The 18,463-nt window shown below is 30.6% G+C and carries 19 protein-coding genes, 7 tRNA genes and 1 riboswitch; of the genes, 1 reads left to right on the top strand and 25 read right to left on the bottom strand.

Annotation, left to right across the window (positions count from 1 at the left end):
• Positions 1-112: 112 nt before the first annotated feature.
• The 9 genes from metK to MTX53_RS10145 all read right to left on the bottom strand — a co-directional run bounded on the left by metK (position 113) and on the right by MTX53_RS10145 (position 2,796).
• The gene (metK, locus tag MTX53_RS10105) at positions 113-1,288 is read right to left on the bottom strand and encodes a methionine adenosyltransferase (RefSeq protein ID WP_244833677.1); all 1,176 of its coding nucleotides are present in this window, start codon (positions 1,286-1,288) and stop codon (positions 113-115) included.
• Positions 1,289-1,385: 97 nt separating this feature from the next.
• A riboswitch (SAM riboswitch) is annotated at positions 1,386-1,488 on the bottom strand.
• A 109-nt stretch (positions 1,489-1,597) separates the two neighbouring features.
• Positions 1,598-1,682, bottom strand: a tRNA-Tyr gene (locus tag MTX53_RS10110).
• Between the two features lie 12 nt (positions 1,683-1,694).
• Positions 1,695-1,769: transfer RNA gene (locus MTX53_RS10115), tRNA-Thr, on the bottom strand.
• A 21-nt stretch (positions 1,770-1,790) separates the two neighbouring features.
• Positions 1,791-1,866 (bottom strand) — tRNA-Val (locus MTX53_RS10120).
• Between the two features lie 6 nt (positions 1,867-1,872).
• Positions 1,873-1,957 (bottom strand) — tRNA-Tyr (locus tag MTX53_RS10125).
• A gap of 13 nt (positions 1,958-1,970) precedes the next feature.
• Positions 1,971-2,045, bottom strand: a tRNA-Thr gene (locus MTX53_RS10130).
• Between the two features lie 21 nt (positions 2,046-2,066).
• Positions 2,067-2,142: transfer RNA gene (locus MTX53_RS10135), tRNA-Val, on the bottom strand.
• 6 nt (positions 2,143-2,148) lie between these two features.
• Positions 2,149-2,233 (bottom strand) — tRNA-Tyr (locus MTX53_RS10140).
• A 161-nt stretch (positions 2,234-2,394) separates the two neighbouring features.
• Positions 2,395-2,796 carry a hypothetical protein gene (locus tag MTX53_RS10145; RefSeq protein ID WP_244833678.1) on the bottom strand — a complete coding sequence of 134 codons (402 nt, stop codon included), beginning with the start codon at positions 2,794-2,796 and terminating at the stop codon, positions 2,395-2,397.
• Between the two features lie 111 nt (positions 2,797-2,907).
• Between MTX53_RS10145 and yyaC the strand changes: the two genes are divergently transcribed.
• Positions 2,908-3,414: a spore protease YyaC gene (gene yyaC / locus MTX53_RS10150; protein ID WP_244833679.1), complete on the top strand. Its 507-nt coding sequence runs from the start codon at positions 2,908-2,910 to the stop codon at positions 3,412-3,414.
• An 82-nt stretch (positions 3,415-3,496) separates the two neighbouring features.
• On the opposite strand, the gene mreB is transcribed toward yyaC, so the two are convergent.
• The 16 genes from mreB to wecB form a co-directional block, all read right to left on the bottom strand.
• Positions 3,497-4,528, bottom strand: a complete 1,032-nt coding sequence (mreB, locus tag MTX53_RS10155; RefSeq protein ID WP_244833680.1) for a rod shape-determining protein MreB — start codon at positions 4,526-4,528, stop codon at positions 3,497-3,499.
• Positions 4,529-4,606: 78 nt separating this feature from the next.
• Entirely contained in the window at positions 4,607-4,861 is a 255-nt protein-coding gene (gene spoIIID, locus MTX53_RS10160; protein ID WP_244833681.1) for a sporulation transcriptional regulator SpoIIID, read from the bottom strand.
• Positions 4,862-4,928: 67 nt separating this feature from the next.
• Positions 4,929-5,666 carry a M23 family metallopeptidase gene (locus tag MTX53_RS10165; RefSeq protein ID WP_244833682.1) on the bottom strand — a complete coding sequence of 246 codons (738 nt, stop codon included), beginning with the start codon at positions 5,664-5,666 and terminating at the stop codon, positions 4,929-4,931.
• A 135-nt stretch (positions 5,667-5,801) separates the two neighbouring features.
• The gene (gene spoIID / locus MTX53_RS10170; protein WP_244833683.1) at positions 5,802-6,842 is read right to left on the bottom strand and encodes a stage II sporulation protein D; all 1,041 of its coding nucleotides are present in this window, start codon (positions 6,840-6,842) and stop codon (positions 5,802-5,804) included.
• A 60-nt stretch (positions 6,843-6,902) separates the two neighbouring features.
• Positions 6,903-8,171, bottom strand: coding sequence for a UDP-N-acetylglucosamine 1-carboxyvinyltransferase (gene murA, locus MTX53_RS10175; RefSeq protein WP_244833684.1), 1,269 nt, complete (start codon positions 8,169-8,171; stop codon positions 6,903-6,905).
• Positions 8,172-8,192: 21 nt separating this feature from the next.
• Positions 8,193-8,816: a hypothetical protein gene (locus MTX53_RS10180; protein ID WP_244833685.1), complete on the bottom strand. Its 624-nt coding sequence runs from the start codon at positions 8,814-8,816 to the stop codon at positions 8,193-8,195.
• 200 nt (positions 8,817-9,016) lie between these two features.
• Positions 9,017-9,418 (bottom strand): ATP synthase F1 subunit epsilon, encoded by a 402-nt coding sequence (gene atpC, locus MTX53_RS10185; protein ID WP_244833686.1) that lies wholly within the window; start codon positions 9,416-9,418, stop codon positions 9,017-9,019.
• An 11-nt stretch (positions 9,419-9,429) separates the two neighbouring features.
• Positions 9,430-10,824, bottom strand: coding sequence for a F0F1 ATP synthase subunit beta (gene atpD, locus MTX53_RS10190; protein ID WP_244833687.1), 1,395 nt, complete (start codon positions 10,822-10,824; stop codon positions 9,430-9,432).
• Between the two features lie 16 nt (positions 10,825-10,840).
• On the bottom strand, positions 10,841-11,704 hold the full coding sequence (gene atpG / locus MTX53_RS10195; protein ID WP_244833688.1) for an ATP synthase F1 subunit gamma: 864 nt from the start codon (positions 11,702-11,704) through the stop codon (positions 10,841-10,843).
• A 39-nt stretch (positions 11,705-11,743) separates the two neighbouring features.
• On the bottom strand, positions 11,744-13,258 hold the full coding sequence (gene atpA, locus MTX53_RS10200; RefSeq protein ID WP_244833689.1) for a F0F1 ATP synthase subunit alpha: 1,515 nt from the start codon (positions 13,256-13,258) through the stop codon (positions 11,744-11,746).
• Between the two features lie 10 nt (positions 13,259-13,268).
• Entirely contained in the window at positions 13,269-13,808 is a 540-nt protein-coding gene (locus tag MTX53_RS10205) for a F0F1 ATP synthase subunit delta (protein ID WP_244833690.1), read from the bottom strand.
• Between the two features lies 1 nt (position 13,809).
• A complete protein-coding gene (locus MTX53_RS10210) occupies positions 13,810-14,289 on the bottom strand; it encodes a F0F1 ATP synthase subunit B (RefSeq protein WP_244833691.1) in 480 nt (159 codons plus the stop codon).
• A gap of 49 nt (positions 14,290-14,338) precedes the next feature.
• A complete protein-coding gene (gene atpE, locus MTX53_RS10215; protein WP_244833692.1) occupies positions 14,339-14,554 on the bottom strand; it encodes an ATP synthase F0 subunit C in 216 nt (71 codons plus the stop codon).
• A 28-nt stretch (positions 14,555-14,582) separates the two neighbouring features.
• Entirely contained in the window at positions 14,583-15,251 is a 669-nt protein-coding gene (locus MTX53_RS10220; RefSeq protein WP_244833693.1) for a F0F1 ATP synthase subunit A, read from the bottom strand.
• A gap of 751 nt (positions 15,252-16,002) precedes the next feature.
• Positions 16,003-17,184, bottom strand: coding sequence for an acetyl-CoA C-acetyltransferase (locus MTX53_RS10225; protein ID WP_244833694.1), 1,182 nt, complete (start codon positions 17,182-17,184; stop codon positions 16,003-16,005).
• Positions 17,185-17,308: 124 nt separating this feature from the next.
• Positions 17,309-18,460, bottom strand: coding sequence for a UDP-N-acetylglucosamine 2-epimerase (non-hydrolyzing) (gene wecB / locus MTX53_RS10230; RefSeq protein WP_280527245.1), 1,152 nt, complete (start codon positions 18,458-18,460; stop codon positions 17,309-17,311).
• Positions 18,461-18,463 lie beyond the last annotated feature (3 nt).

The following is an 18,463-nucleotide window of genomic DNA, read 5'->3' on the forward strand; positions in this document are numbered from 1 at the left end:
TTTCCCTTTCTTAGCTTTAATCTTATAAATATTATAGCATAAAACACAATTACTTCTTAAAATACGCAAAAAAGGCCTTCATGAATAGCAATTCATGAAAGCCTTAAAAAAATTATAAATATTTCTTTATTTCATCAACTTTATTAAGTTTTTCCCAAGGAAGATCTAAGTCATTTCTTCCAAAATGACCATAAGCTGCAACCTGTTTATATATAGGTCTTCTTAAATCAAGATCTCTTATTATTGCACCTGGTCTTAAATCAAAGACTTTTTGAACAATTGAAACAATCTCATCTTCTGAAATCTTTGAAGTTCCAAATGTTTCAACTTCAATTGATACTGGTCTAGCAACTCCAATTGCATAAGCAAGTTGAATTTCAAGTTTATCAGCTACTCCTGCTGCTACAAGGTTTTTAGCAACCCATCTTGCTGCATATGCTGCAGATCTATCAACCTTTGTTGGATCTTTTCCTGAGAAAGCTCCACCACCGTGTCTTCCATATCCGCCATATGTATCAACAATTATCTTTCTTCCTGTTAATCCAGAATCTCCTTGAGGTCCTCCTACAACGAATCTGCCTGTTGGGTTTATAAAATACTTTGTATTTTCATCTAAAAGATCAGATGAAACTACTTCGTTTATTACATACTGTTTCATATCTTTTTCTATCTGCTCTAATGATACTTTTTCACTATGCTGAGTAGAAATAACTATTGTATCAACTCTCTTAGGCTTATTATCTTCATATTCAATAGTAACTTGTGTTTTACCATCTGGTCTTAAATAAGGTAAAGTTTCATTTTTTCTAACTTCAGTAAGTCTTCTTGAAAGTTTATGTGCAAGTGAAATAGGAAGTGGCATATAATCATCTGTTTCGTTTGTAGCAAAACCAAACATCATTCCCTGATCTCCAGCACCTATTTTGTCTAGCTCGTCTTTATCTCCGCTTCTTGATTCAAGAGCTCCATCTACTCCCTGAGCTATATCTGATGACTGTTCGTCAATTGATGTAAGAACAGAGCATGTATCACAATCAAAACCATACTTAGCTCTATCATAGCCTATTTCTCTTATTGTTTCTCTAACTACCTTAGGAATATCAACATAACAGTTTGTAGATATTTCTCCCATTACCATTACCATTCCTGTTGTTGTACATGTTTCGCATGCAACTCTTGCCATTTTATCTTCCGAAAGAATAGCATCAAGTATTGCATCAGAAATCTGATCGCACATTTTGTCTGGATGTCCTTCTGTAACTGATTCAGAAGTAAACAACTTTTTCATATATTTCTCCTCCATTTCATACTCTATATCAATTTTTAAGTATTTCAGTAAATAAAAAAACTCTTCTGATAAGAAGAGAATTTTTTTCTAATTTTCTTTCTTATCTTGTAGATTATTAGTATTCTACGGAATTTGCACCTTATATATTACAGGTTGCCGGGTTTCACAGGGCCCTTTCCCTCCACCTCTCTTGATAAGAGCATATATTAATTTTTTCAAATGTAATTCTATCATATGAATTGTTCATCGTCAATAGTTCATATATTCCAATAATAATAAAAAGACTGTCTAAATATTAGACAGTCTAAGTGGTGGAGGAAGATGGATTCGAACCATCGAAACACGAAGTAACAGATTTACAGTCTGCCCCCTTTGGCCACTCGGGAACTCCTCCTTAATAGTTTTGTGGAGCTGGCAATAGGAATCGAACCTACAACCTGCTGATTACAAGTCAGCTGCTCTACCGTTGAGCCATGCCAGCACAAGTATATTTTATTTTAAGTGGTGGGCACAACAGGGTTCGAACCTGTGACCCCCTGCTTGTAAGGCAGATGCTCTCCCAGCTGAGCTATGCGCCCTTAAAATGGTGGAGGAAGATGGATTCGAACCATCGAAACACGAAGTAACAGATTTACAGTCTGCCCCCTTTGGCCACTCGGGAATTCCTCCATAATAGTTTTTGTGGAGCTGGCAATAGGAATCGAACCTACAACCTGCTGATTACAAGTCAGCTGCTCTACCGTTGAGCCATGCCAGCACAAGTATATTTTATTTTAAGTGGTGGGCACAACAGGGTTCGAACCTGTGACCCCCTGCTTGTAAGGCAGATGCTCTCCCAGCTGAGCTATGCGCCCTTAAAATGGTGGAGGAAGATGGATTCGAACCATCGAAACACGAAGTAACAGATTTACAGTCTGCCCCCTTTGGCCACTCGGGAATTCCTCCATATACTGTTCACTTGAAAGTTTTCTAAACTCGCAACCGACAAAGACTAGTATATAGTCAAATCAATTTTTTTTCAACTTAATATTATAGCCATTATTTAAAATTACCTCTACATTTCGCTTATTTTCTCAGTTTTTCTTTGTTTTATTGCTTTATTCACTTTATATATTTATATTATCAAAATTGATATATTTTTTTAAAACTTTTTCTATTTTTTGATAGTCTTTGCTTCCAAGGCGCTTCTTTATTATATTAACATTATCTAAAAATGATTGACTATCGAGCTTACTATTATTATCTTCTATTTTAAATAGTTCATCAGATGATAATTTTGATATTACAGATTTAACTTCAGTCTTATCCTCTGGACACATATTATTAATTATTGAATTTAAATCTATTTGTGTTGTACTTTCATTCTGATTAGTAGCCATTGCTTCAGTAGACTCTTCTTCATCTATTTTATTATTAGCCTCACTATATATGCTATCATTTGAAAATAAAATTAAACTATTTAATATTATAGTAAAAACAAAAATTCCTATCAAACATACTTTTTTCATATTAATCTCCTTTTATGTTTATTATTATCTATATTAATTAATATTTCCATATAATATTTTTTTATACTATTTATATCTTTAATTTCATATATTTTCTAGAGGTGATTTATATTGAATAATGAGTATATGTTATCAAAACAGCTAATGAGATATTTAGATAAAGATACAGCAATAATCTGCATTGGAACTAATAAATGTATAGGAGATTCTCTTGGTCCTATTGTAGGTACACTGCTTACTTTAAATTGTTTTCCTCTTCAAGTGTATGGAAATCTAAATCATCAAATTCACGCATTAAATATAGATAGAGAATTATCTGAAATATATAAAAAATTTAGCAATTCAAAGTTAATTGGAATAGACGCATGTCTTGGATATGAAAAAGATATTGGCACTATAAAAATTCGAAATTGTGCCTTAAATCCAGGAAGAGGTGTTGGTAAAACTCTTCCTAAAATCGGAACATCATCAATTATTGGAATTGTAGATTCAAGTAATAATTCTGATTCATTTTTTAACAAAAACATAAGTAAATCTTTTATAATGAATATGGCAAAATCTATTTCACGAATAATTTTTAATGCATATGATATGTATAACGATTCTTTTCATGATTAATAAATTTTATAAAAAAATTGTGCACTAAATATTTAGTGCACAATACCTAAGTCTTTATATTTATATAATTTATATTCTAAATTTAGTCTTCTATAAGAACAATTTCTTTTGATTCTATATTTAGCTTATCTATATAATCAAGAACCTTTCCTGTTCCCTTTACAACACATTCAACTGGTTCATCTGCTATACGTGTCTCTACGCCTGTCCTATACGATATTAGCTTATCAAGACCATATAACATAGCTCCTCCACCAGTCATAAGTATTCCTTTTTCTGCAATATCTGCTGCAAGTTCAGGTGGTGTTTTTTCAAGAACTATTTTTACAGCTTCTGCAATACTCTCAACTGTTTCTTCTAGTGACTGTCTTACCTGTTCAGTAGTTATTTCAACTTCTCCAGGAAGTCCAGTAATTAAATTACGACCTTTAATTGTATAAGTAAGATTTCTTGAATCTTTAAAAGCAGAACCAATAGATATTTTTAAATCTTCTGCGGTTTTTTCACCAATCATAAGATTAAAATTAGATCTTATATATTTAATGATTGATTCATCAAACTTATCTCCAGCAACTTTAATTGATTTTCTTTCTACAACTCCGCCTAACGAAATTACCGCAACGTCACATGTTCCGCCACCAATATCTACAACCATAGTTCCATCTGGTTTAGTAATCTCAAGACCGGCTCCTATTGCTGCTGCAAGTGGCTCTTCTATAAGATGTACTTCTTTTGCTCCTGAGTTCATACCGGCATCAATAATAGCTCTTTTTTCAACTTCAGTAGCTTGAGATGGCACACATATAACAATTCTAGGTGCTCTTATTCTCCTTTTTCCAGATGCTCTTTTTATAAATTCTGTTAACATTTTCTGTGTTATATCATAATCTGAAATCACACCATCTTTAAGTGGACGTACAGCTACTATATTTCCAGGAGTTCTACCTATCATTTTTCTAGCTTCTTCCCCTATTGCAAGAATACTGTTATTATTCTTATTAATTGCAACAACAGAAGGTTCCTTTAATAATACGCCCTTTCCTTTTACATATACTAATACTGTTGCAGTGCCTAAATCAATTGCTATGTCTGTACCTGCTCTCAAAAAGCCCATCAATCTTCACTCCTATAATACATATTTCTGCATTTTATTGCACTATTCTACCATTTATATATTATAGTATTATTAAGCTTAAGATTCAATAGCTTTATACTTCATTTGAGTTGCTCTTCCACCTCTTATATGTCTCTCTGCTTTATTAATTTCTAGTATTGTATGTGTCTTTTTTGCTATTTCAGGATTAAGCTTTGGAAGCCTTTCTGTCATATCCTTGTGTATTGTACTTTTACTTACTCCAAACTCTTTTGCAGTTTTTCTTATAGTCGATTTTGACTGAATTATATATTGAGCTACCTCTAAAACTCTCTGTTCTATATAATCTTTCATAAATTTTCACTCCTTGTCTTTATTTTTTTCTTTCATAAGGACTGCACCGTTGCAGCCCTTAAATAAATTATTTAGTTTTTAAGGAAAAATATTTAGATGGATTAACCTGCTCATTATTTGCGTTTAATACTTGTAAATTTAAAAATTCACCATATCTATCTTTACTAAATACTTTTGCAGTTTCTCCAACTTTAGCAATTACCTGACCTGCTTTAATGTTATCCCCCTTCTTAACTTTTAAATCTGGATCAAGATTTCCATAAATAGTTTTTATACCATTTGCATGTTTTAATTCAACAATATATCCTTGTTCAACTCCACTGTTCTCAGCTAATACTACAATTCCATCAGCAGCAGCCTTTACATCTGTTCCTATTTTTGACTCAATGTTTACCCCCTTTATATTTCTAAATGTATTGTCTTCAACTTTTATAGGAGTTGGATATGAATATGTTCTGCTTACTACACCGCTTACTGGAAGAATAAACTTCTGAGCTGAATTTGATGAAACCTGTTTTGATGTTTTTTCGTCAGAAACAGCTTTCTTATTTTTTTCTTCATCTTTATTATCTTTTGAGTTATCAACTCTTTCTGCGTTCTGAATATTTTCTACTTCAGAGCTATCTTCCTTAAATGCTATCTCATTATTTGAATCTTGAGCCTCATTTGCATTCCTGTCTGCTATAATGTTTTTGTATGATAAAGTCCCTGCTGTTACTAACATACATAGACAAACAAACAATGCAATATAAAATCCTTCCTTTTTAAGAATACCTTTCAATTTCTGTTTTAAATTTGTGTCCATATTTACTAACACCTCCTTTTTTTATTGTTTCCTTTTTTTGAAAAATAATACATAACCTTAACTTTTTTTCTAATTTTTTTATTAGCGCAAAAAATACCTCCGTACTATGTGTACAGAGGTTAATAAAAATACTATTTACTTTTTAATTATTTTATCAATATCCACTCCATTATAATAATGTTTAAGAATTTCTTCATATGAATATCCTTTTTTAGCAAGAACATTAGCTCCCCACTGACTCATTCCAACATTATGCCCATATCCTGTGCAATATACATTAACTTTATCAGAAGTATATTCTAATTTAAAATCTGTTGAATTAAGAGAAAACAAACTTCTAAATTTACTGCCTTTTATTTTTTCATTTCCTATAAGCATATTTTTTACAGCTCCAGATCCTGTAAAATCACATATTTTTACTATATCTTTAAAATTACTCCTGTTTATATTGCATGAAGGATATTTACTTTTAATTGTATTTATAAATTCATCCATGCTTATAGATTTTTCTGATGAATACTTAGGTGCAATTTCTTCTCCTTTACTCTCCTCACTTTTTAAATAAGGAACGTTAAAAGAAAAAACATCGGCACAGTCCTCAGTTTTACCTGGACTTATAGCAAAATATTCTGGATATTCAACAAGCTTATTATCATATGTTAAAATTTCTCCTTCAGTTTCAGAAACTGCATCTTTTATCTTATCCCAATATTCATCTGCCTTTTTTTTACTCCATAAAGACATCCTTTCTTCCTTAGACATATATGCTTGACAGTGGGCTGTTGCACATATTTCCCCTCCATATTTTTTAGCTACCGTACATTTTGTTTTTCTCTTAGACATATAATAAGTTCTTGCTGCAACTGCTTGAGCTTTAAGAGCTTCCTCATTAAATTCTGCAGGCATTTCTGCACAAACCACACCCATTACATACTCTTCTAAATCAATATTTAAAACTTTTCCATTTTTAGAATCATAAAGTTTTACTTTCTGATTCTTTGGAAAGGTAATATCTTCTGAATCATGTATAACTGAACTATCATCTAAATTAAAAATATTTATTTTATATTTGCTTACCGTAAATATAGAACCTAAAGTCAAGACTATTATAATAATTCCTGTAATTATTATAATAGTCTTAATTAAATATTTGTTATTAAAATCTCCATTAGTCATCTTCTTCCTCCTATCATATAAATATTTATATGATAGAAAAACATAATTATGTTAATATGACTATTTTTTATCTTTTACTCTGATAATATCAGCACCAAGTTTTCTAAATTTTTCTTCAATTCTATCATATCCTCTGTCTATATGATAAATATCAGTTATCTCAGTTTCACCTTCTGCAATTAGTCCACATAATATCATAGCTGCTCCTGCTCTTAAATCAGTTGCATGAACTTCACATCCAGTAAGCTTTTTTACTCCATCAATTATTGCACAACGTCCATCTATTTTTATATTGGCTCCCATTCTCTGAAGCTCAGATATATGCATAAACCTATTTTCAAATACTGTTTCTGTTACTATACTGGTTCCTTTTACAACAGAAAGCATTGCCATCATCTGTGCCTGCATATCTGTTGGAAAACCAGGATATGGCATAGTTTTTATATTTACAGGTTTAAGTTCTCCTCTTCCATCAACGTATATTGATTTATCACCACATTTTTCAAACTTAAAACCACATTCTTTTAATTTTTCAATTAATGGTCTTAAATGTTCTTCATACACGCCATTTATCTTTATTCTGCTTTTTGTTATTCCAGCTGCTATCATAAAAGTACCAGCCTCAATCCTATCATAAATAGGAGTATATGATGCTCCATGAAGATTATTAACACCTTTAATTATTATTTTTCCCATTTCAGAAGTATTAATATCAGCACCTATTTCATTTAGAAAATTAGCAAGATCTATTATTTCCGGTTCTTTAGCAGCATTTTCTATAACTGTTAAGCCTTCTGATAAAGCAGAAGCCATCATAATGTTTTCTGTCGCTCCAACTGAAGGAAAATCAAGATAAATTCTATTTCCTTTAAGTTTTTTACATGATACTTCTATAAAACCATGTTCTGAATTTATCTTAGCACCCAAAAGATTAAATCCTTTAAGATGAAGATCTATTGGTCTACTTCCAATATTGCATCCTCCAGGCATTGATAGTCTACATTTTCCAAATCTTGCAAGCATAGGACCCATTATTAAAAAAGACGCTCTCATCTTCCTTATAAGGACTTCATCAGGTTCTATAATTTTAATATTTTTATTATTAATTATTATTTTTCCGGAATCTTCAATAACTTTTATATTCGAATTTAATGATTTTAATACATTTAATATCACACGAACATCTTCAAGCATAGGAACATTTTCTAATATTATATCGTCTGAGCTCAAAACTGTAGCAGCTATAATAGGCAGAATTGAATTTTTTGCACAACTTATATCTACTTCACCTTTTAAATTATTTGCTTTTTTTACTATTATTTTTTCCATATTATCCTCCAAATTAAAATGCTAATATGATATGAATATTATCGGTGTAGCTATAATTATATAAGTGCCCGTATTATAAGTATTAACTGCAAAATTAATTCTTTGATTTTCTAAATAACCAATGCCACTATATCCTGAATTAATACTTACCATCTGTACATCGTTAAGATTTTTCTCTAATTTTTTTAATATAAAATTATCTATTATATTTCCTTTATAATATAAAAAATATTGTTTATTCATCATATCCTTATTTTCAAATTGTTTAAACATATCCATTAACTTTTCAGTTGAAATAGTTGAATCAATATTTCTTAAGCTAAGTTCAACAAATGTTATTTTATCTTCTGTCCAAATATGAATATTAATATCTTGATTAGTTTTTTTTAATTTATAGCCGTCATAACTTTCATTAATGCACACATACTTATCTTTCAATAAAAATTCAATAAGCCTATCTTTTTCTTTATTTTTTGTACTTTTGGTATTATATGTGAGCCTTAATCCATTTTCACAGAATATGCTTTTCTGACTTATTTGTGACTCAATACTATTAAATTTTTGCTTATTTTCTATACCATAAACAGGATTTATATTAATAAAAAATAGCATTATAACAATGAATAAACTAACTTTTTTTCTCATTAAAGACGCCCCCTATGCATCTTTAATTATTGTCAATATATATTTTTTTATACTAAATTTTAATATAATTATTTCTATAGTACATTATATTTAATCATTTGAATTTTGTGCAGAGATGTTATTTTATGTAAATAAAATAATAAAAAAAATGAAATAAGACTAAACAAGTCTCATTTCATTTTTTAATATAATCTCATATATTATTCATCTTTTAGTTTAAGTCGTTCATTAGCTCTTAAAAGTGCTAATTTAAAAATCTTCACATCATATTTATCAGGTTCTTCAAGCCTTTTTAAAGCTCTATCTTTAGCTTTTTCAGCTCTTTTAAAATCTATATCTTTTGGAAATTCTGCTGCATCAGTTGATAAAACTACTCTATCATTCTCTACATTTACAATGCCTGATGAAACGAATAATTTTACAAACTTTCCTTCTTCATCTTCAAATTTAACTACATATGGTACTGTAGCTGCTATCATCGGAGCATGTTGAGGAAGTATTTCAAAATTTCCATTTGAACCATTTAAAAAAATTCTTTTAACTCTGCCACTAAAAACATCTTTCCTTGGAGTTATGATATTTAATTCAAAAGTATCACTCAAAATATCATCTCCTATTCTAATGTCTTAGCTTTTTCAATTACATCATCAATTGTACCTGCAAAAAGAAATGCAGACTCTGGAACAGTATCATACTTTCCTTGAAGAATTTCTTTAAATCCTCTTATTGTTTCTTTTATAGGTACGTACTTACCTGGCATACCCGTAAACTGTTCACCTACTGTAAATGGTTGTGATAAAAATCTCTGTATTCTTCTTGCTCTTGCAACTACTTTTTTATCTTCATCTGATAATTCATCTACACCTAATATTGCTATTATATCTTGAAGTTCTTTATACTTTTCAAGAATATTTTTAACATCTGTTGCAATTTTATAATGTTCTTCTCCAACTACTCTAGGATCAAGAATTCTTGATGAAGATTCAAGTGGATCAACTGCTGGATAAATTCCAAGTTCAACTATATTTCTTGATAAAACTGTTGTTGCATCAAGATGTGTAAATGTTGTTGCTGGTGCTGGATCTGTTAAATCATCAGCTGGTACATATACAGCCTGAACTGATGTTATTGATCCATTAACAGTTGATGTTATTCTTTCTTGAAGTGCACCCATTTCTGTTGCTAATGTAGGCTGATATCCAACAGCTGATGGAATTCTTCCAAGAAGCGCTGAAACTTCTGAACCAGCCTGTGTAAATCTGAATATATTATCAATAAATAACAGTACATCCTGTCCTTTATCTCTAAAATATTCTGCCATTGTAAGACCTGTAAGTGCAACTCTCATTCTTGCCCCTGGTGGCTCATTCATTTGTCCAAATACTAATGCAGTCTTCTTAATTACTCCAGAATCACTCATTTCATGATATAAATCATTACCTTCTCTTGATCTTTCTCCTACTCCTGTAAATACAGAAAGACCACCATGTTCTTTTGCAATATTATTAATAAGTTCCTGAATTAGTACAGTTTTTCCAACACCTGCTCCACCAAAAAGACCTATCTTACCACCCTTTTGATAAGGTGCTAATAAATCTATAACTTTTATTCCTGTTTCAAACATTTCAGGTTCTACAGCTTGATCTTTAAAGCTTGGTGCTGGTCTATGAATTGGATATTCTTCAGCAGATTTAACATCTCCTTTTCCATCCATAGGTTTACCTAAAACATTAAATAAACGTCCTAATACTTCTTCTCCTACAGGAACTTCAATCGGATTACCTGTATTTAAAGCTTTCATTCCTCGTCTTAGTCCTTCAGTTGCTTCCATGGCGATACATCTTACTATATCGTCACCAACATGCTGTTCAACTTCAGCTACAAGTACTTTGTCTCCTCCCAAATTTATATCTATTCCATTATATAAGTTAGGTAGAGAGTCTGAATCAAATTTTATATCTATAACCGGTCCAATTACCTGGACTACTTTTCCCATTTTTTCAGGCATCTAAAATACCTCCTTACTATTTTTGAGCTTCTGCTCCTCCAACTATTTCACTTATTTCTTGAGTAATCATTCCTTGTCTTATTCTGTTATATTTAAGGTTAAGATTACTTAGCAAATCATTAGCATTATTAGTAGCTCCATCCATTGCAGTCATTCGACTACTCTGTTCGCTGCATTTTGCACTTAAAAGTGCATCTCTCATTTTACCTTTTAAATATAATTCTAGTGAAACACTTACTGCCTCTTCTAGATTAGGTTCAATAATAATATTTTCATTATATTCTTTATCATCATCATCAAGACTTATAGGAAGAATCTTTAAAGTCTTAGGTTCCTGTTTTACTGGAGAAATAAATTCAGTATAAACTAAATTTATCTCCGATACTTCCTCATCTTTATACATATTTAAAGCATCTGTAAAAACAACTTTCATTTCTTTTACTGTTGGAATATCAGAAATATCAACATACTCTTTAACTGTTTCAAATCCAGCTCTTTTTACGTATCCTATTCCTCTTTTTCCAATTACTATAACCTTTGTATTATCCATATCATCTTCTGATATTTCAGACTTTAAAAATGAAACAATGTTTCCATTATATCCTCCACATAATCCTGATTCAGATGTAATAATAATATATAATTTATTATTACTTTTATTTCCCTTTAGATATATATCTTCTGTATTACTTTCTAATGCTTTAGCAATTTTTTTTACTACTTTGCCCATTGATTCTGTAAAATCTATATTTACAGAAAGTTCTTTTCTTGCTTTTCTAAGTTTTGAAGTCGCAACAAGCCCCATCGCGTTTGTTATTTTTCTTGTGCTTTCAACGGATTTTATTCTTCTTTTTATTGCTATTAATCCAGCTGCGCCCATAATTTTACCTCCTTAAAGAAGGGCATAGCTATAATTTAGCTATGCTTCTTGTAAAAAAACTTTCTTAAATTCAGCTATTGCTTCTTCAAGTTTACTCTTAATCTCATCTGTAAGAACTTTTTGTTCCATAATTGCTTTTTGAGTTTCTCTATAATGAACATCTATATATTCTGATAGCTCTTCTTCAAATCTTCTAATATCTTTTACTTTTATATCTGATAATAAGTCATTAGTAGAAGCATAAAGTATTATAATCTGCTTAACAACATCCATAGGTTTATATTGATTTTGCTTTAATACTTCCATAAGTCTCTTACCTTTTTCAAGTCTCTTTGTTGAATCAGCATCCATATCAGAGCCAAATTGAGCAAATGATTGAAGTTCTCTAAACTGAGCAAGTTCTAGTCTTAATGTACCACTTACCTGTTTCATTGCTTTTATCTGTGCATTACCACCAACTCTTGATACTGATATACCAGCATTAACTGCTGGTCTTTGACCTGCATTAAATAATTCAGATTCAAGGAATATCTGACCATCTGTTATTGAAATAACATTTGTTGGTATATATGCTGTAATATCTCCAGCTAATGTTTCTATTATAGGAAGTGCTGTTAACGAACCTGATCCAAGTTCTTTTGAAAGCTTTGCGGCTCTTTCTAATAATCTTGAATGTATATAGAATACATCTCCTGGATATGCTTCTCTCCCTGGTGGTCTCCTAAGTAATAACGACATAGCTCTATAAGCTACCGCATGCTTAGATAAATCATCATAAATTATAAGTACGTCTCTTCCTTGATGCATAAAATCTTCGCCAATACTACATCCTGCATATGGAGCAAGATACTGGAGTGGTGCTGAATCAGCTGCAGTCGAACTTACAACGATACTATAATCCATAGCATCCATTTCTGTAAGTGTATTTACTATATTAGCAACAGTAGACTGCTTCTGTCCTATTGCAACATATATACAGATAACATCCTTACCTTTTTGGTTTAAGATTGTATCTACTGCAAGAGCTGTTTTACCTGTCTGCCTATCTCCTATAATAAGTTCTCTTTGACCTTTACCTATAGGAATCATTGAATCTATAGCTTTAATTCCTGTTTGAAGAGGTTCATTTACTGCACTTCTATCTAATATACTTGGTGCAGGCACTTCAATAGGTCTTGTTTTATTAGTATTAATAGGTCCTTTACCGTCTATAGGTTCACCTAATGAATTTACTACTCTACCTAAAAGTGCATCTCCTACGGGAACTTCAACTATTTTTCCAGTTCCTTTGACAATATCTCCTTCTTTTATTCCTTCTTCGTCTCCTAAAAGAACACATCCGACATTATCTTGTTCAAGGTTTAAAGCCATTCCATATACATCGTTTGGGAACTCTAAAAGTTCACCTTCCATACAATCGTCTAATCCATAAACTCTTGCAACTCCATCTCCGATTTGGATTATAGTACCAGAATCTACTGTTTTTATTTGCTTTTGATATTTTTCTATTTCTTTTTTTATAATAGAAGTTATTTCTTCTGGTTTAATATTCATGGACTCACCTCTAGTTCTTTTTTAACATTAATTCTTTCATTTCGTCTATTTTTGATTTTACTGTTCCATCAATAACGTCATGTCCAACTCTTACAAAAACTCCACCTAAAACGCTTTTATCAACTTTAGTTTTAAACAGAATCTTTTTATTATATTTTTTTTCAAAAATATCTGTTAAGCTTTGAAGTTCATCTGGCACAAGAGGTACTGCTGTTTTTATAACACCTCTTAATGTATTTCTTTTCTCAAGATCTATATTCTCCATCTGTTTGAGTTTTTCTCTTAGATAGAGTATTCTGTCTTTTTCAATTAATATAAGTAAAAAAGACAATAGTTCTTCATCAATTTTTCCTTTAAAAATGTTAATAAAAATTTCTTTTTTCTTTTTTGTGTTAATCTGAGGATGCTTTATTACTTCTCGAAAATCTTTATCGTTATCAATTAAATCACAAATTTCTTTAAGATCCTCTATATATTCTGAAACTTTTCCTTTTTCTTCTGCCACTTCATAAAGTGCTAAAGCATAACGCCTGTCTAGATACTCATACATATTACATACCTACCTTAGCGATAAAGTCACTTATTAATTTTCTATGCGTACTTTCATCTATATTTTCTTTTAAAGCCTTAATTGATAATTCTACAGCTAAATCTACAACCTGTTTTTTAATTTCATATTCAGCTTTTTCTTTTTCTCTTCCAATTTCAACATCAGCTTTTTCAACCATGTGCTCAGCTTCAGTTTTGGCATTATCTATTATTTCCTGATATATCTTATCAGCCTTCTGCTTCTGCATTTCAGTGATCTTTTTGCTTTCTTCTTTAGCAGACTTTAAAATCTGCTCATTTTTTAAAAGATACATTCTTGCTTTCTGTGCATCTTCATCAGCTTTTATAAGCTGTTCATCAACATAATTTTTTCTGTCTTCTATTACTTTTTGAAGTTTTGACCAGAAAAAATGTTTCAGAATTAATACTAGGATAATGAAATTAATGATTGTTTCTATTACTTCTACAACTTTAATATCCATAGATTTAATTTATCCTCCCTTCGGAGTTAATACAATCAACTCATGTTCTTTATTTAGCTAATGCCATTAATGCAATTACGAAACCATATATTGCAGTACCTTCTGCAAGTCCTCCACCTATAATTAATAATGTTAAGATTTTTCCTGAAGCTTCTGGTTGTCTTGAAACTGCTTCCGCTGCTTTACCTGTTGCAATTCCTATTCCAATACCAGCTCCTATACCTGTTAATACAGCTATTGCTGCTCCTAAAACTCCTAAACTCATATCATTTCCTCCTATAATCTAATATTTTTTACTCGTCTGACATCATTTTTATTTGAATCATTGTAAGCACTGAAAATACCAACATTTGAATGGTACCATCAAATAAATCAAAATATCCATGTACAAATATCGGAAGACCGACTGCATATTTTCCAAGTGCACTATAAATAAGATTTATAAGCATTGAAGCCGCTAGCATATTTCCATAAAGTCTTAATGCTAATGAAACTGGAAATACTGCCTTCTCCATAATATTTATTGGAAGCATTACAAAAACTGGATGAAGATATGTTTTTAAATAACTTCCTACTCCATTCCTTTTTATTGAAGTATAATGAATCATAAAAAATGATGTTAATGCAAGACCGATAGTAACGCTAACCTCTTTAGTAGGTGGTTCTATTCCTATCAAGCCTGTAAAGTTCATACAAATAAGAAAAATCATCAATGTGCCTATGTAATGTATATAGCCTGTAAACTCATCACCCATAATATTACTTACTTGATCAGATACTGTTGTATAGATTTTTTCAAGAAAAGCCTGCTTACTATCTGGTTTTTCTTTTAAATCTCTTGTAAGCATATATCCAGCAATTCCGAGTATTAATATTATTACCCATTGAACAACTATTGCGCCCATAATATCAATATTAATACCAGCAACATTAAAAGAAAATAAAGGCTTACTTTGCTCCAATAATAACCACTTCCTCTCTTTTTTCTTATTATCATATATTAAATATGCAAAATAAATAAAAATCACTTAAAATTAATCATAAATAACATTTTTTTAATTTTTACTTGTCTGCCTTTTTAACATTAGTAATTATAGTTCCAACTTAATCTATATTAAAACATCATATTTGACTATTTACAGCTATATTTAGTGATCATTTAATATTACATTCATTTTACTCAAAATTGCTTACTCTACATCTTGTTTTTATTAATTTGCGTTTATTATGACATACATTTTTATCATCAATTCAATTTTCTGAATAATGAAAATGCCTTTTCTTACTTCATTCTTCATTGATAACATTTTCATTTTAATTTTACTATATTTTTAAAAAAATATAAGGATATACTTGTAAATATTCTTAAGATTATATTACTTTTGTGTAATTTAAATAAAATTTAATTTTTATAAGTATTGAATATATTATAACCTTATAATTCATTATTTATTTCTTTTTTTATTGTTTTTTTACTCTATTTCATTGTAAAACCTCATAATGACTGCTTTACAGGGTATTTATAACTCTATTTAAATATATATGTTAACCACTTTTATACATATGAATAAACCTGTTAACACTTTATTCATTTTTTGAAATTTCAAAGTACTATTTTGAATATATATACATATATCATATATATTAGTTTATAATAGAAAACTGTCCTTAGCATTTTAAAATGCCAAGAACAGTCTTTATAAAAAACTTCTATTAAGCTCTTTCAACTACGATAGCAGTTCCCATTCCTCCACCTATGCATAAAGTTGCTAAACCTTTCTTAGCATCTCTCTTCTGCATTTCATAAAGTAATGTAACTAAAATTCTTGCTCCTGATGCTCCTACTGGATGACCAATTGCAATAGCTCCACCATTAACATTTACTTTGCTCATATCAAAGTGTAAGTCTCTTGCAACAGCAATACTCTGAGCTGCGAAAGCTTCATTTGCTTCGATTAAGTCTAAGTCATCAACTGTTAAGTTGGCTTTTTCTAATGCTTTCTTAGTTGCATAGAATGGTCCATATCCCATGATTGATGGATCAAGTCCTCTTGAACCATAAGATAAAATTTTAGCTATAGGTTTAAGTCCTAATTCTTCAGCTTTGTCTGCACTCATAACAACAAATGCAGCTGCTCCATCATTTATTCCTGATGCATTTCCTGCAGTTACAGTACCATCTTTTATGAAACATGGTTTTAATTTTTCTAAAGTTTCAAATGTTGTTCCGAATCTTGGTTGTTCATCAGTATCGAAAACAATTGGATCACCTTTTCTTTGTGGAATAGATATTGGAACTATTTCATCCTTAAATCTTCCAGACTTAATTGCTGCTTCTGTCTTTCTCTGAGATTCTGCTGCAAATTTATCTTGATCTTCTCTTGTTATGTTCCATCTCTTAGCTATGTTTTCAGCAGTTACTCCCATATGATAATTATTAAATGCATCCCATAAAGCATCAGTTATCATTGTATCAACGGCTGGAGTATTATTCATTTTATGTCCCCATCTCATATCTTTTAAAGCGAATGGAGCATTTGACATACTTTCCATACCACCTGCTACAACAACATCTGCATCTCCTGCTTTAATCATCTGAGCTGCAAGACTTACTGCTCTAAGTCCAGATCCACATACTTTGTTAATTGTCATTGCAGGTACTTCTTCAGGTAATCCTGATTTAATAGTTGCCTGTCTTGCAGTATTTTGTCCAAGTCCAGCCTGGATAACATTACCCATTACTACTTCTTCAACAAGTTCTTTCTTAATTCCAGCTCTTTTTACTGCTTCTTTAATAACAGTAGCTCCTAAGTCAACTGCCTGAACTCCTTTTAAAGAGCCACCGAATTTACCAACAGCTGTTCTTACTGCACTAACTATAACTACATCTTTCATCTATTAACCCTCCTGAAATTTTAATTTACTTTTTTATTTGCTTTTGTTAAATTATTAACATAATTTAATTATATACACTTATCAGTATTTTTTCAAGCTTTATATGTTAAATATTAGTCAAAGTTTATTTATTAAATTCTTTAACATTAATATCAGTTAAATTATAATAATTTAATATTATATCTGCAATTCTCTTTGATGCAATTCCATCTCCATATGGATTTACAGCTTTACTCATTTTTTCATATTCTTTGCTATTATTAATAAGTTTTTCTGCTTCTTCTACTATCTTATCAACATCTGTACCTACAAGCTTAACTGTTCCAGCTTCTACTGCTTCAGGTCTTTCTGTAACTCCTCTTAAAACAAGAACTGGTTTTCCAAGATGAGGGGCTTCTTCTTGAAGTCCACCTGAATCTGTCATTACCATAAAGCTCTTATTCATAAGATTATGTGTCTCCTTTGTATCAAGTGGAGGAAGAAGATGAATTCTATCATTTCCTCCAAGCCTTTCGTATACAACATCTCTTACTACAGGATTTAAATGTACAAGATATATTAGTTCAACATCTTTGTTATCCTCAACTATTTTGTTAAGCGCTTTACAGATGTTTTCAATTCCTTGTCCCCAGTTTTCTCTTCTATGTGCTGTAATCATAATAACCTTTTTATTATCATAATCAATCTTATTTAATTCATCATGTTCAAAAGTATAATCTTTTTCAACAGTATGTTCCATAGCATCAATTACTGTATTTCCTGTAACAAAAATTATATTTTCATCAATTCCTTCTCTTAGCAAATTCTTCTTTGCCCCTTCAGTTGGTGCAAAATGAAGATCTGCTAAACTTGCTGTAAGTTTTCTGTTCATTTCTTCAGGATATGGAAAATATTTATTAAATGTTCTAAGTCCAGCCTCTACATGGCCTACTTTAATTTGCTTGTAAAAAGCTGCAAGTGCTCCTGCAAATGTTGTTGTAGTATCTCCATGAACGAGTATCATATCAGGCTTTTCTTCTTCAAAAATTTCTTCAAGTCCTTCAAGAACTCTTGTTGTAATTCCTGTTAAAGATTGTTTCTTCTTCATTATGTTCAAATCATAATCAGGCTTAATATGAAATAAATCTAGTACTTGATCCAGCATTTCTCTATGCTGTGCTGTAACACATACTTTTGAATCTATCTGTTCTCTTTTTTCAAGTTCCTTAACAAGCGGAGCCATTTTTATAGCTTCAGGTCTAGTTCCAAATATAGTAATTACTTTTTTCCTACTCACTTT

The sequence above is a fragment of the Clostridium sp. BJN0001 genome, assembly GCF_022869825.1.
Lineage (GTDB): Bacteria > Bacillota > Clostridia > Clostridiales > Clostridiaceae > Clostridium.